This is a genomic window from Defluviimonas sp. D31, from assembly GCF_033436765.1.
Classification (GTDB): Bacteria; Pseudomonadota; Alphaproteobacteria; order Rhodobacterales; family Rhodobacteraceae; genus Albidovulum.
In genome coordinates this window covers 15,148-26,977 of sequence record NZ_JAWQFN010000002.1, presented here as the reverse complement: position 1 = coordinate 26,977, position 11,830 = coordinate 15,148, and the positions used below count along the sequence as shown (strand labels likewise).

Sequence of the window (11,830 nt, the reverse complement as noted above, 5' to 3'; positions counted from 1 at the left end):
CACTTTAATGCGGATGTCGCCGCGCAGGTGGGAAACCAGATCGACTCGGGCGGCTGGTGACGGCCCCGCCGACGGAGGGAGAAACAGATGGTCTGGGCAATCAGATTCGAAACCGAGTTCAACGAATTTTTCCCGCGCGGAAGCTTCCGGGGGTACGACGAGGCGCTGGCGGCGCATTACAAGGCCGAGCAGCGGCCCGGTCGGACCCCGAAACACCCCCCGGCCTTTGTGTTCACGTCGGAGCGTCCGTTGGACGGCGATGGACAACCATATTCCACCTTTGTCGACTACAAGGGGTGATACGTCGGACAAGTTTCACCGCGAACTAGGTGTCCGGCGCCCACATCGCCCCCCGCTCGATCCGGTTCTGCCGCATGAATGGCCGGCCGAATATGTCTATCAGAAGGCCTACAAACGCGACGCGGCAATGGTGATGTACACCAACCGCATGTATGCGGTGACCGGGCCCCTGCGTGAGATCATCGAACGGCTGGAGCCCGGGGTGCATCAGTTCAACCCGATCCGGGTCCTGCTGCCCAAGGGGGTGGAGCATCCGGTTCCCCACTACATGATGGTGGTGGGCCGCTGGCTGAGCAGCTTCCGGCTGGAAGAAAGCGATCCGGACTGCCTGCGTGACAAGAGGCCCGATTTCTCCACCCTCAGCTCCTTCGACAAGAAGTGCTGCGCTGGCGCCGCGATGGCGCAGGCCGTGATCGGCGATGCGCATCTGTGGCGAGAACGCCATCTGAGCGGCCCGACTTTCTTCATTTCCGACCGGTTGAAGGAAGAGATCATCGCGGCCGGGCTGCGCCTGCCGCCGAACCACGAGATGAAATCGGTGTGACCGGGCTTTCCGGATTGTGACAGTCCATAGGAAAGGCGTCACTGCACCACACCCCGAATAGCCGCCATCGTCGTGCGGGACTGCACAGGACCGACGCCTCGGAATTGCACACGATCCCGTGAACAATCGCGCCGCCGGGCAGGTTTTGTTTGCCCCGACCGGCGCGCGGCTGGCACAATCCGCCCCGACAGGATGGAGGATGCCATGCTACTCAAGGCCATCGTGACGGCGACCGCACTCGCCGCGTCCCTCACCCCGGCCCTTGCCGGCTCAGGCGGCTGCGGCCACAGCGACCGCCAGGCGCAGGTCAGCTGCGCCGACGGCAAGACCTGGGACGCCGCCACCCAGAGCTGCATCACGGTCGGAAGCTGATCTCCCGAGAGCGATAAGCCCCCGTTAACGACTTTCTGAGACCCTTGCCCCGAACCCGGCACCGGAGGGCAAGGCCATGACAGCACTCGCGAATCTGCCGCTGCGGAACAGCCGTCCGGCGACGGGCGCGCCGCCTTCCCCCCTCGCGCCCCCGGTGCTTACGATGAGCGGGCGGCAGAAGGCCGCGATCATCGTGCGGCTCCTTCTCAGCGAGGGTGGCGACATACCGCTCCGCGGCCTGCCGGACCACCTTCAGGCGGCTCTGACCGAACAGATCGGCTCCATGCGCAGCGTCGACCGCGCGACGCTAAGGGCCGTGGTGGAGGAGTTCATCTCGCTTCTCGATTCGGTCGGCCTCAGCTTCCCCGGCGGCATCGACGGCGCGCTCCAGATGCTCGACGGTCACATCTCGGCCACGGCGGCGAGCCGCCTCCGCCGCCTCGCCGGCGCCTCGGCCAAGGCCGATCCCTGGGACCGGATCGCGGCACTCGACCCCGAAAAGCTGATGCTGGTGCTGACCGAGGAAAGCGTCGAGGTCGGCGCGGTGATGCTCTCGAAGCTGGCGGTGTCGCGCGCCGCGGAACTCCTTGGCAAGCTGCCCGGCGACCGGGCGCGCCGCATCGCCTACGCGGTCAGCCGGACCAGCAACATCGACCCCGAGACGGTGCGCCAGATCGGCCTTTCGCTCGTCTCGCAGCTCGAGGCGCAGCCGATCCGCGCCTTCGAGACCGGCCCGCACGAAAGGGTCGGCGCGATCCTCAACCTCTCGCCCGCCGCAACCCGGGATGACGTGCTCGAAGGCCTGACGGCCGCGGATTCGGACTTCGCAGCACAGGTGCGGCGATCGATCTTCACCTTCGCCGACATCCCCGCCCGGGTCGAGGCGCGCGATATCGCGAAGGTGATCCGGGGCGTCGACCAAGCGACACTGGTCACGGCGCTGGCGGGCGCGGCAGCGCCCGACGCCGCCGCAGCAGCCGAGTTCATCCTCGCGAACATGTCCCAGCGCATGGCGGCTTCCCTGCGCGAGGAGATGGCCGAGCGAGGCCCGATCCGCGACAAGGATGCCGAAGCCGCAATGACCATGATGATCGTCGCGATCCGCAGCCTCGAGACATCGGGCGCACTGGCGCTCCGGGTCGTGGACGATGCCGATACCTGATCAGGAGATGACCCTTGACGCCAGAACAAACCGCCGCTCCGGGCGGCCACGCTTCAGGTCCGACCCGCGGCAGCGCCGCCGAGCGGGGCTTCGACAGCCCCCGAGGCGGCTCCGTGCGAAACAGATGCGGCCCGTTCCCGACGCAGGTACGCTTGTGGTCGCTGGCGCCGGAGGCTATGTCTGGCGCGGGAAACGCGGGCCATGCCGACGCCGCGCGTAGCGATCAAAGACGAATGACGGCAACGCCCGAACCCACCCCGAGCCGCAGCGACCGGCTGACCGACGCGGCCTTCCGCGTGCTTCTCGGCGTCGCGCGGGCGCTCCCCTACAGGATCAGGATCCCGGTCGCCGGCTGGATCGTCTCGCGGATCGCGGCGCCGCTCGCCGGCTGGAACAAGCGGATCCGGGAGAACCTCGCCCATGTCTGCCCGGACCTCCCCACGGCCGAAATCGAACGGCTGGTCCGGGCGGTTCCGGACAATGTTGGCCGATCGATGATCGAGATGTATTCGGGCGAGGAATTTGCCGATCGCCAGCGCGAAGTGACGCTACGGGGAGAGGGCGTCGAAGCCCTGGCCGAAGCGAAGCGCACCGGCCGGCCGGTCATCCTCGTCACCGGCCACTTCGGCAACTACAATGCCGCCCGTGCCGCTCTGGTGGCCCGCGGATACCAGTTCGGCGGGCTGTACCGGCCTATGAAGAACCCGCTTTTCAACGCGCACTACGTCGATGCGATGCAGCGTATCAGTTCGCCCCTTTTCCCGCGCGGCAAGCAGGGCATGGGCGCGATGCTCCGCTTCATCAAGTCGGGCGGCATGCTCGGGATTCTGCTCGACCAGCACATGGGACACGGAGCACCGCTCCGTTTCTTCGGCCGCACCGCGCACACAGCGACATCGGCCGCGGATCTGGCCCTGAAGTACGATGCGGCCATGATCCCGGTCTACGGCATTCGCAAACCCGACGGGCTGAATTTCGACGTGATCGTCGAGGCGCCGATTCCGCCATCCGATCCGATGACCATGACCCAGGCGGCAAACGACAGCCTTGAACGGCTTACACGCCAGCACATGGACCAGTGGTTCTGGATCCACCGACGCTGGAAATGACTTCCCGAAACGATCCGCGCTCTAGCGCAGTTGCCGCGCCGCGAGAACGGGTCCCGGGCCCGGCTCCTGGACGATCACCACGACCGGCTCGTCGCCCGGCGCCGCGAGATCGAGCGTAAGCATACGCGCACCGTCCCAGTCCGCGACCTTCTTCCAGTCGGTGACAATGTTGGCATAGTCGACAGTTCGGCCGGCATTCTCGCCGTGACCGATCTCGACCCGCTCGAGGGGCCTGTAGCGCACGATCTGCACAAATGCACCATGCGCCAGTGGCGACCGGGCCACTGCCCGGACCCGGACTGCCCCACCCGAACGCGCGACATCGAGCGTGACCGGGCTCGGTTGGGCCGCGAAGTTCCGAATCAACTGCTCCAACTGGGCGGGTCGCGCCCCGATCAGGTGGTCGCGCCCCGCGACGATCATCTGCGGCGTGTAAACCGTCCGCGCGCCCGCGGCGCGCGCATAGGCGCGTTGGCGGTCCGAATAGCGCGGGCTCGCGAAGTGATCCTTCCAGCCGATGTAGTCCCAGTAGTCGACATGCAACGCCAGCGCGATCACGTCGTCGCGCGCCGCCAGTCCGGCGAGCAGGGCGTCCGCCGGAGGGCAGGACGAACAACCTTGAGATGTGTAAAGTTCGACAAGTACCGGCTCGACACTGTGCTCCTCGGCCAATGCGGATCCCATGAGCCCAAGCCAGAAGCCGAGCGCGGCGCCGACAATCCTGCGCATTACACCTGTTCCGTATTCCCTGATCTCTATCTTCGTAGCCAAACGCTTTCCAAATGGCCAATCAAGGTTTTGCGAGAGATCGCGAGCACTGCTTGAGACCTACTTGCAGGCGTTTGTGCACAATGGTATACAATGCGCCGTATCGCACTTGATCGGCCCGTTAGGTTGCGGCACAACGCAAGCCGAGAGACCCGAGCGACACCCTCAACGAGAAGGGAGATCCCGATGCCCATCGTCACCGGCAAGGACACCGCCAAGACGCGCAAGACACTTTCCGCCGGCGGTACGTCCGTCGCCTATTACTCCATCCCGGCGGCAGAGGCCGCGGGGCTCGGCGAGTTTTCCAAGCTGCCCGCCGCGCTGAAGGTGGTGCTGGAGAACATGCTGCGCTTCGAGGATGGCGGCCGCACGGTGTCGGTCGATGACATCAAGGCATTCTCCGACTGGGGCAAGCAGGGTGGCCAGAACCCGCGCGAGATCGCCTACCGCCCGGCGCGTGTGCTCATGCAGGATTTCACCGGCGTCCCCGCGGTCGTCGACCTCGCGGCGATGCGCGACGGGATCAAGGCGCTCGGCGGCGACGCGCAGAAGATCAACCCCTTGAACCCGGTGGACCTCGTCATCGACCACTCGGTGATGATCGACGAGTTCGGCAATCCCCGCGCCTTCCAGAAGAACGTCGATCTGGAATACGAGCGCAACATGGAACGCTACGTCTTCCTGAAATGGGGCCAGAACGCGTTCCAGAACTTCCGCGTCGTGCCGCCCGGCACCGGCATCTGCCACCAGGTCAACCTCGAATACCTCGCGCAGACAGTCTGGACCGATACCGACCAGAACGGTGACACGGTCGCCTACCCCGACACGCTCGTCGGCACCGACAGCCACACCACGATGGTCAACGGCCTCGCCGTCCTCGGCTGGGGCGTCGGCGGGATCGAGGCCGAGGCCGCGATGCTCGGCCAGCCGGTCTCGATGCTGATTCCCGAAGTCGTCGGCTTCAAGCTTACCGGCGAGATGGTCGAGGGCACGACCGCGACCGACCTTGTCCTCAAGGTCGTCCAGATGCTCAGGAAGCACGGCGTCGTCGGCAAGTTCGTCGAGTTCTACGGGCCGGGTCTCGACCACCTGCCGCTCGCCGACCGCGCGACGATCGCCAACATGGCGCCGGAATACGGCGCGACCTGCGGCTTCTTCCCGATCGACGCCGAGACCCTGCGCTATCTGCGGCAAACGGGGCGCGACGAGGACCGCATCGCGCTCGTCGAGGCCTATGCCAAGGAGAACGGCTTCTGGCGCGGCGCGGATTACGACCCGATCTACACTTCGACACTCGAACTTGACATGTCCACGATCGTCCCGGCGATCTCGGGCCCGAAGCGGCCGCAGGACTACCTCGCCCTGACCGACGCCAAATCCGCCTTCGCCAGGGAGATGGAGGCGACGTTCAAGCGCCCGATGGGCAAAGACGTGGCGGTGAAGGGCGAGGACTACACCATGTCCTCGGGCAAGGTCGTGATCGCCTCGATCACCTCCTGCACCAACACTTCGAACCCCTACGTGCTGATCGGCGCGGGGCTTGTGGCGCGCAAGGCGCGCGAGCTTGGGCTGAACCGCAAGCCCTGGGTCAAGACCTCGCTCGCGCCCGGCTCGCAGGTCGTCAGCGAATACCTTGAGGCCGCCGGCCTGCAGGACGACCTCGACGCCATCGGCTTCAACCTCGTGGGCTACGGCTGCACCACCTGCATCGGCAACTCCGGTCCGCTGCAGCCGGAGATTTCGGCCGCCATCGCCGAGGGCGACCTCGTCGCGACCGCGGTCCTCTCGGGTAACCGCAACTTCGAGGGCCGCATCAGCCCCGACGTCCGCGCCAACTACCTCGCCTCCCCGCCGCTGGTCGTGGCCTATGCGCTCGCGGGCGACATGAACATCGACCTCGCGACGGAGCCCCTCGGCACCGGCAAGGACGGCAAGCCTGTATATCTCAAGGACATCTGGCCGACCAACAAGGAGATCGCCGATCTCGTCCACGCCACCGTCACCCGCGAGGCGTTCCAGAAGAAATACGCCGACGTGTTCAAGGGCGATGCCAAGTGGCAGGGCGTCAAGGTCACGGAATCGGAGACCTATGACTGGCCGCCGACCTCGACCTACATCCAGAACCCGCCCTACTTCCAAGGCATGGCCAAGGAGAAGGGCGAGATCCACGACATCGAGGGCGCCCGCATCCTTGCGCTGCTCGGTGACATGATCACGACCGACCACATCTCGCCCGCCGGGTCCTTCAAGCCGACGACACCCGCCGGCCAGTACCTGACCGAGCGGCAGGTGGCGCCGAAGGATTTCAACTCCTACGGCTCGCGCCGGGGCAACCATGAAGTCATGATGCGCGGCACCTTCGCCAATATCCGCATCAAGAACGAGATGCTGGACGGGGTCGAGGGCGGCTACACGCTCGGGCCCGACGGCAAGCAGACCTCGATCTACGACGCCTCGATGGAATACCAGGCGGCGGGCACGCCCCTCATAGTCATCGGCGGCATCGAATACGGCGCGGGCTCCAGCCGCGACTGGGCGGCGAAGGGCACCAACCTTCTCGGCGTCAAGGCGGTCATCGCCGAGAGCTTCGAGCGCATCCACCGCTCCAACCTCGTCGGCATGGGGGTGATCCCGTTCGAGTTCACCGGCGGCGACAACCGCAAGACCCTCGGTCTCAAAGGCGACGAGGTGATCTCGATCCAGGGCCTTGCCGGCGACCTGAAGCCGCTCGCGCTCGTTCCCTGCACGATCCGCTACGCGGACGGCAGCGAGAAGGTGATCAAGATCAAGTGCCGGATCGATACCGAGGTCGAGATCGAATACGTCGAGAACGGCGGCGTGCTGCACTATGTGCTGAGGAATCTCGCCCGCGCCTGACCTTGGTCTCAAAGGGCCTCGTAAAGGGCTCCGCTCCGGCGGAGCCCTCTTTGATTCCAATGGCAGCATGGGCCATCGCCGTTTGGACAGGTCTTCAGAACGATGGCCTCGACCGGTCGAGGCCGCCGGGTCGGGCGCGATTGTGCTATCCTTTCCCCAGTGAAAAGGGAGGCGAACCATGATCATCCGCATATTTCGCGCGACCATCCACGAGGGCAAGGAGGCGGAGTTCCGCGAGTTCTTTCTCCACACCGCACTGCCCCTGGTGAAAAGCCAGCCCGGCCTCGTCTCGGCCACGCCCGGCCTGCCGCGACCGGAAAGCCCGCGCGAATTCTGCATGGTGATGGTCTGGAAGGATGTGGAGTCGCTGAAGGCCTTCGCCGGCGAGGACTGGCAGAACCCGCATATCCATCCCGACGAGGCGGAGCTGGTCGCCGACCGGGCGCTCCACCACTACGATCTCGCGCAGCTGATCACCGCCTGAGCGGCGGTCTATTCGGCCGCGGCCTTCTCCATCGCCGGTCGGATGTCAGACGCCAGCACGCGCTCGGTGATCGGGCCGGCGAAGCGCAGGATCACCTTGCCCTCGCCGTCGATCACGAAGGTCTCGGGCACGCCGTAGAGTCCCCAGTCGATCCCCATGCGCCCGCTCTCGTCCACACCGGTGGCGGCGAAGGGATTGCCGAGATCGGCAAGGAACTTCAACGCGGCCTGCGGCCTGTCCTTGTAGTTGACGCCGTAGATCGTCACGCCCTCTCCGGCGAGTTTCGTGAGGTTGGGATGCTCGGCCCGGCAGGGCGCGCACCAGCTTGCCCAGAAGTTCACGAGCTTGACATTGCCGTCCCTGAGATCGGCGTCGGAAAACACCGGCAGGTCGGCTAGCGGCGTCACCACGACGGCAGGCGCCTCGCGGCCTTCGAGCGTCGAGGGCAGCGCGTCGGGATCCTCGCGCTGCATGCCGAGGATGAACATCAGCGCGAGCCCGGCGAAGATCGCCGGCGGCAGCGCCATCAGCGGCGAGATCCTAGCCATTGCGTCCCATCCTCTTTTCCTGTGCCTCGAGCCGCCGGCGCATCTCGGCGCCCTTCCTGAGCGACAGCCAGACGAGGCCCAGGATCAGGAGGATCGTCACCCCATAGGCGCCGAGCACGGTGCCCGCGTATTTGCCCAGGTCCACCATCACGCCATCCTTTCCCGCGCCTCGAGCGCCCTGAGCCGGCGGGCGCGGATCTCGGTCCGCGTGCGGATCAGGACGAGCGTGACGAAGAGAAGGACGAAGCCCGCCATCGAGACCCAGAGGGGCCAGGCAAAGGTGTCGGCGACATGCTCCTCGGCGTCGAGGGAGAGGGAGGCGCCCTGGTGGAGGCCCTGGTTCCAGAAGAGCACCGCATAGCGCGACAGGAGCGCGAAGACCGAGCCGACGAGGCAGAGGACCGAGGTGAGGTCGGCCGCCGTGTCGGGGTCCTCGACCGCCTCCCAGAGCGCGATGTAGCCGAGATAGAAGAGGAAGAGGATCAGGAAAGAGGTCAGCCGCGGATCCCAGGCCCACCAGGTGCCCCACATCGGCTGGCCCCAGATCGCCCCGGTGAAGAGCGCGATCAGCGTCATCGTGACACCGATCGGGGCGGCTGCCTTGGCCGCGAGCACCGAGACATGGTGGCGGCGGACGAGCCAGATCATCGAGGTCACCAGCATCATCGCCCAGGCATTGATCGCCATCATCGCCGAGGGGACATGGATGTAGATGATCTTCACGGTCGCGCCCTGGCGGAAATCGTCGGGCGTGAAGAAGAAACCCCAGACCAGGCCGGTGATCAGTGTCAGAACGGCAAGCCCGGTCACCCAGGGCAGCACCCTGGCCGAGGTCTGCATGAACTTCTTCGGGTTGGCGTATTCCCAGATCGACATGGCGCCCTTGCTAACCGTTCCGGACCGTGCTCTCAACATTGATAACACGCGCTCCCCTAGCGCAGATTGACGCGGATTGCCGCAGCCGCGGCGAAAGGCAGGATCGCGAGCGCGCCCAGGGTGATGCCCCACTGCATCAGGAGCGGCGTGAAGGTGGCGAGCCCCTCGCCCCCGCGCCGCGCCGCCTCGGCGCCGAAGATCAGCGTCGGGATGTAGAGCGGCAGGACGAGGATCGACAGCAGAAGCCCGCCGCGCTTCAGCCCCACGGTGAGCGCCGCGCCGAAGGTGCCGATGATGGAGAGGGCCGGCGTGCCGGCCGCGAGCGAGAGCGTGAGCCAGGCAAACCCCGGGCCCGGCAGGTGCAGCAGCACGCCAAGGACCGGGGCGGCGAGCGTGAGCGGCAGCCCCGTCGTCAGCCAGTGCGCGAGCGCCTTCACCGCGACCACGCCTTCGAGCGGGATCGGCGCGGTGGCGAGGAGGTCGAGCGAGCCATCCTCGCGGTCGAGCGCGAAGATCCGGTCGAGCGACAGGAGGCAGGCGAGGAGCGCGCCGACCCAGAGGATGCCGGGCGCGATGCGCGAAAGCGTGCCACCCTCGGGGCCGACGCCGAACGGGACGAGCACGGTGACGATGAGGAAGAAGGCGAGCGAGAGCCCGAAGCCGCCGCCGGCGCGGGTGGCAAGGCGCAGGTCGCGGAGGAGGAGCGCTAGCATGGGTAGGTCTCTCCCCGGTGGCGGGCGCGGGGGGCCCTGCCCCCGGACCCCCGGGGTATTTCGGCAATGAAGAAACAGATCATGCGAAGGCCTCGTCGAAGCCACCGCCCTGCCCCGGCGCGGGCAGCGTCGCGCGGAAGGGCGTGAGGTCGAGAATCCGCGCCTCTTCGAGACCGAGATCGATATGGGTGGCCATGAGTGCAGCCCCCCCCGACGCGAGATGGGCGCGGATCGCGGCGGCGAAGAGTGCGACCGACGCGGTGTCGAGCGAGACGGTCGGCTCGTCGAGGAGCCAGAGCCGGCGGCCGGTGACGAGGAGCCGCGCGAGGCCGAGGCGGCGCTTCTGGCCGGCCGAGAGGTTCTGCGCCGGGCGTTCGGCGAGGCCTTCGAGGTCCATCGCGTGAAGGGCGGCTGAGATGTCGCCCTGGCCATAGATCCTCGCCCAGAAGGTCAGGTTCTCGGCCACGCTGAGTGTTGCCTTCAGACCGTCGGCATGGCCGGCATAGGCGGCACCTTCTGGCGGAAGGTCGACCCGTCCGGCCACCGGCGGCTGCAGGCCCGCCACTGCGCGCAATAGCGTCGTCTTGCCGATTCCGTTCGGTCCGCGCAGCACCAGCGCCTCGCCCGGCGCCAGCGCGAAGCCTACCCGTTCGAGGATCGTGATACCGCCGCGCGAGACGGCGAGGTCATGCACCGAGAGCATCATGGTCAAGGGGTTAGCCGATCCGGGCGGGAAGGCAAAGCGCCTAATCGACCGGCAGGAGCGCCGCGGCGATCCGCCGCCCCTCGGACAGGAGAACGTTGTAGGTCCGCGCCGCCGCGTCGCTCGCCATCGGCTCGACGCCGATCCCGGCCGCATCGAGCTTTTCACGCAAGGCGGCCGGCGGATGGGCGATCGTGCGGCCGGTGCCGACCAGGAGGACGTCGATCTCTCCGGCGAGCGACAGGAGCGGGCCGTCGTCATCATAGCCGCCCCAGGCTTGCGCCCCGCGCGCGGTGACGAGTACCGCGCCGTGGATGACCTCGCCGCCGATGCGGAAAAAGCCCGGCCCGTAACCATCCACCGGACGGGCGGCGCCGAACGGGATCTCGTTCAGCCGGATCATTTCCCGGCCGCGAACTGGGTTCCCGCCGGCCCGTCCTCCTTCTTGCCCCAGTCGCGCTTGACGCCGAGGATCAGGACGACGTTCTTGGCGACATAGACCGAGGAATAGGTGCCGACGATCACGCCCCAGGTCATCGCGAAGACGAAGCCACGGATCACGTCGCCGCCGAAGACGAGAAGCGCGATCAGCGCCATCAGCGTCGTGCCCGAGGTCATCACCGTCCGGCTCAGGGTCTCGTTGACCGAGAGATTGCAGAGATCGCGCAAGGGCGTGGTCTTGTACTTGATGAGGTTCTCGCGCAGCCGGTCGAAGACGACGACAGTGTCGTTGATCGAATAGCCGAGGATCGTCAGCAGCGCCGCAATGATCGTGAGGTCGAACTTGAGCTGGAAGAGCGAGAAGATCCCGATCGTGAGACCGATGTCGTGGATGAGCGCCACCACCGCGCCGACCGCGAACTGCCATTCGAAGCGGAGCCAGATGTAGAAGCAGATCGCGGCCGTACCGGCGAGAACCGAGAGCACCGCGGTCCAGATCAGCTCGCCCGAAACCTTGGGTCCGACCGATTCCACCGACGGGAAGGTGATCGAGGGATCGACGCCCTTCAACGCCGCCTCGACCTTCCCGATTATCTCCGGCGTGATGGCCTCGTCGCCCTCCTGCGCCTGGATGCGCACCATCGCGACATGCTGGTCCTCGCGGAAGGTCGGGTCGTAGACTTGGGAGATCAGCACGTCGCCGAGGCCGAGGGGCTGCACTGCCGCGCGGTAGGCGCCGACATCGACCGGCGAGGTCGACTCGGTGCGGATCGTGGTGCCGCCCTTGAAGTCGATGCCGAAGTTGAGCCCCATGATGACGCTCAGGATGATCGAAGCGATGACCAGCGCGACGGAGCCGCCGAAGGTGACCGAGGCCCAGCGGAAGAAGTCGATGTTGGTGGTTTCGGGGACGAGCTTGAGACGGAATGCCAT

15 protein-coding genes are annotated in these 11,830 nt (G+C 66.6%); 7 read left to right on the top strand and 8 right to left on the bottom strand.

What is annotated here, in order from left to right:
- Window positions 1–87: 87 nt before the first annotated feature.
- The 5 genes from R5H32_RS03790 to R5H32_RS03770 all read left to right on the top strand — a co-directional run bounded on the left by R5H32_RS03790 (window position 88) and on the right by R5H32_RS03770 (window position 3,487).
- Window positions 88–300: a hypothetical protein gene (locus R5H32_RS03790; RefSeq protein ID WP_318337367.1), complete on the top strand. Its 213-nt coding sequence runs from the start codon at window positions 88–90 to the stop codon at window positions 298–300.
- Complete coding sequence (locus R5H32_RS03785) at window positions 260–844, top strand: imm11 family protein (protein WP_318337366.1); 585 nt, start codon at window positions 260–262, stop codon at window positions 842–844. Before R5H32_RS03790 ends, R5H32_RS03785 begins: the two co-directional genes overlap by 41 nt.
- 204 nt (window positions 845–1,048) lie before the next feature.
- Entirely contained in the window at window positions 1,049–1,216 is a 168-nt protein-coding gene (locus tag R5H32_RS03780) for an adenylosuccinate lyase (protein WP_263336464.1), read from the top strand.
- A gap of 163 nt (window positions 1,217–1,379) precedes the next feature.
- Window positions 1,380–2,378: a flagellar motor switch protein FliG gene (locus tag R5H32_RS03775; RefSeq protein WP_318337365.1), complete on the top strand. Its 999-nt coding sequence runs from the start codon at window positions 1,380–1,382 to the stop codon at window positions 2,376–2,378.
- Window positions 2,379–2,611: 233 nt separating this feature from the next.
- Window positions 2,612–3,487: a lysophospholipid acyltransferase family protein gene (locus R5H32_RS03770; protein ID WP_318337364.1), complete on the top strand. Its 876-nt coding sequence runs from the start codon at window positions 2,612–2,614 to the stop codon at window positions 3,485–3,487.
- Window positions 3,488–3,508: 21 nt separating this feature from the next.
- On the opposite strand, the gene R5H32_RS03765 is transcribed toward R5H32_RS03770, so the two are convergent.
- On the bottom strand, window positions 3,509–4,216 hold the full coding sequence (locus tag R5H32_RS03765) for a DUF1223 domain-containing protein (protein ID WP_318337363.1): 708 nt from the start codon (window positions 4,214–4,216) through the stop codon (window positions 3,509–3,511).
- 225 nt (window positions 4,217–4,441) lie between these two features.
- Here R5H32_RS03765 and acnA point away from each other — a divergent pair, with 225 nt between their 5' ends.
- On the top strand, window positions 4,442–7,132 hold the full coding sequence (gene acnA, locus R5H32_RS03760) for an aconitate hydratase AcnA (protein ID WP_318337362.1): 2,691 nt from the start codon (window positions 4,442–4,444) through the stop codon (window positions 7,130–7,132).
- Window positions 7,133–7,310: 178 nt separating this feature from the next.
- Complete coding sequence (locus R5H32_RS03755) at window positions 7,311–7,616, top strand: antibiotic biosynthesis monooxygenase family protein (protein WP_318337361.1); 306 nt, start codon at window positions 7,311–7,313, stop codon at window positions 7,614–7,616.
- A gap of 8 nt (window positions 7,617–7,624) precedes the next feature.
- Here the strand turns inward: R5H32_RS03755 and R5H32_RS03750 are convergent, their stop codons facing one another.
- From R5H32_RS03750 to secF, 7 genes are all read right to left on the bottom strand, one after another.
- A complete protein-coding gene (locus tag R5H32_RS03750) occupies window positions 7,625–8,164 on the bottom strand; it encodes a DsbE family thiol:disulfide interchange protein (protein ID WP_318337360.1) in 540 nt (179 codons plus the stop codon).
- Window positions 8,157–8,312, bottom strand: a complete 156-nt coding sequence (gene ccmD / locus R5H32_RS03745) for a heme exporter protein CcmD (RefSeq protein WP_263336475.1) — start codon at window positions 8,310–8,312, stop codon at window positions 8,157–8,159. The genes R5H32_RS03750 and ccmD overlap by 8 nt, the downstream gene beginning before the upstream one ends.
- A complete protein-coding gene (locus tag R5H32_RS03740) occupies window positions 8,312–9,040 on the bottom strand; it encodes a heme ABC transporter permease (RefSeq protein ID WP_318337359.1) in 729 nt (242 codons plus the stop codon). The genes ccmD and R5H32_RS03740 overlap by 1 nt, the downstream gene beginning before the upstream one ends.
- Window positions 9,041–9,096: 56 nt before the next feature.
- Entirely contained in the window at window positions 9,097–9,753 is a 657-nt protein-coding gene (gene ccmB / locus R5H32_RS03735) for a heme exporter protein CcmB (RefSeq protein ID WP_318337358.1), read from the bottom strand.
- A gap of 79 nt (window positions 9,754–9,832) precedes the next feature.
- On the bottom strand, window positions 9,833–10,459 hold the full coding sequence (ccmA, locus tag R5H32_RS03730; RefSeq protein ID WP_318337848.1) for a heme ABC exporter ATP-binding protein CcmA: 627 nt from the start codon (window positions 10,457–10,459) through the stop codon (window positions 9,833–9,835).
- Between the two features lie 40 nt (window positions 10,460–10,499).
- Entirely contained in the window at window positions 10,500–10,856 is a 357-nt protein-coding gene (locus R5H32_RS03725) for an Mth938-like domain-containing protein (protein WP_318337847.1), read from the bottom strand.
- Window positions 10,856–11,830, bottom strand: coding sequence for a protein translocase subunit SecF (secF, locus tag R5H32_RS03720; RefSeq protein WP_318337357.1), 975 nt, complete (start codon window positions 11,828–11,830; stop codon window positions 10,856–10,858). The genes R5H32_RS03725 and secF overlap by 1 nt, the downstream gene beginning before the upstream one ends.

Excerpts from the sequence above, each read along its gene's own strand:
- R5H32_RS03775 (WP_318337365.1), top strand. The coding sequence starts at position 1,380 with ATGAGCGGGCGGCAGAAGGCCGCGATCATCGTGCGGCTCCTTCTCAGC.
- ccmD (WP_263336475.1), bottom strand. The coding sequence starts at position 8,312 with ATGGTGGACCTGGGCAAATACGCGGGCACCGTGCTCGGCGCCTATGGG.
- R5H32_RS03780 (WP_263336464.1), top strand. The coding sequence starts at position 1,049 with ATGCTACTCAAGGCCATCGTGACGGCGACCGCACTCGCCGCGTCCCTC.
- R5H32_RS03765 (WP_318337363.1), bottom strand. The coding sequence starts at position 4,216 with ATGCGCAGGATTGTCGGCGCCGCGCTCGGCTTCTGGCTTGGGCTCATG.
- ccmA (WP_318337848.1), bottom strand. The coding sequence starts at position 10,459 with ATGATGCTCTCGGTGCATGACCTCGCCGTCTCGCGCGGCGGTATCACG.
- R5H32_RS03755 (WP_318337361.1), top strand. The coding sequence starts at position 7,311 with ATGATCATCCGCATATTTCGCGCGACCATCCACGAGGGCAAGGAGGCG.
- R5H32_RS03785 (WP_318337366.1), top strand. The coding sequence starts at position 260 with ATGGACAACCATATTCCACCTTTGTCGACTACAAGGGGTGATACGTCG.
- secF (WP_318337357.1), bottom strand. The coding sequence starts at position 11,830 with ATGGCATTCCGTCTCAAGCTCGTCCCCGAAACCACCAACATCGACTTC.
- R5H32_RS03790 (WP_318337367.1), top strand. The coding sequence starts at position 88 with ATGGTCTGGGCAATCAGATTCGAAACCGAGTTCAACGAATTTTTCCCG.
- acnA (WP_318337362.1), top strand. The coding sequence starts at position 4,442 with ATGCCCATCGTCACCGGCAAGGACACCGCCAAGACGCGCAAGACACTT.
- ccmB (WP_318337358.1), bottom strand. The coding sequence starts at position 9,753 with ATGCTAGCGCTCCTCCTCCGCGACCTGCGCCTTGCCACCCGCGCCGGC.
- R5H32_RS03740 (WP_318337359.1), bottom strand. The coding sequence starts at position 9,040 with ATGTCGATCTGGGAATACGCCAACCCGAAGAAGTTCATGCAGACCTCG.
- R5H32_RS03750 (WP_318337360.1), bottom strand. The coding sequence starts at position 8,164 with ATGGCTAGGATCTCGCCGCTGATGGCGCTGCCGCCGGCGATCTTCGCC.
- R5H32_RS03770 (WP_318337364.1), top strand. The coding sequence starts at position 2,612 with ATGACGGCAACGCCCGAACCCACCCCGAGCCGCAGCGACCGGCTGACC.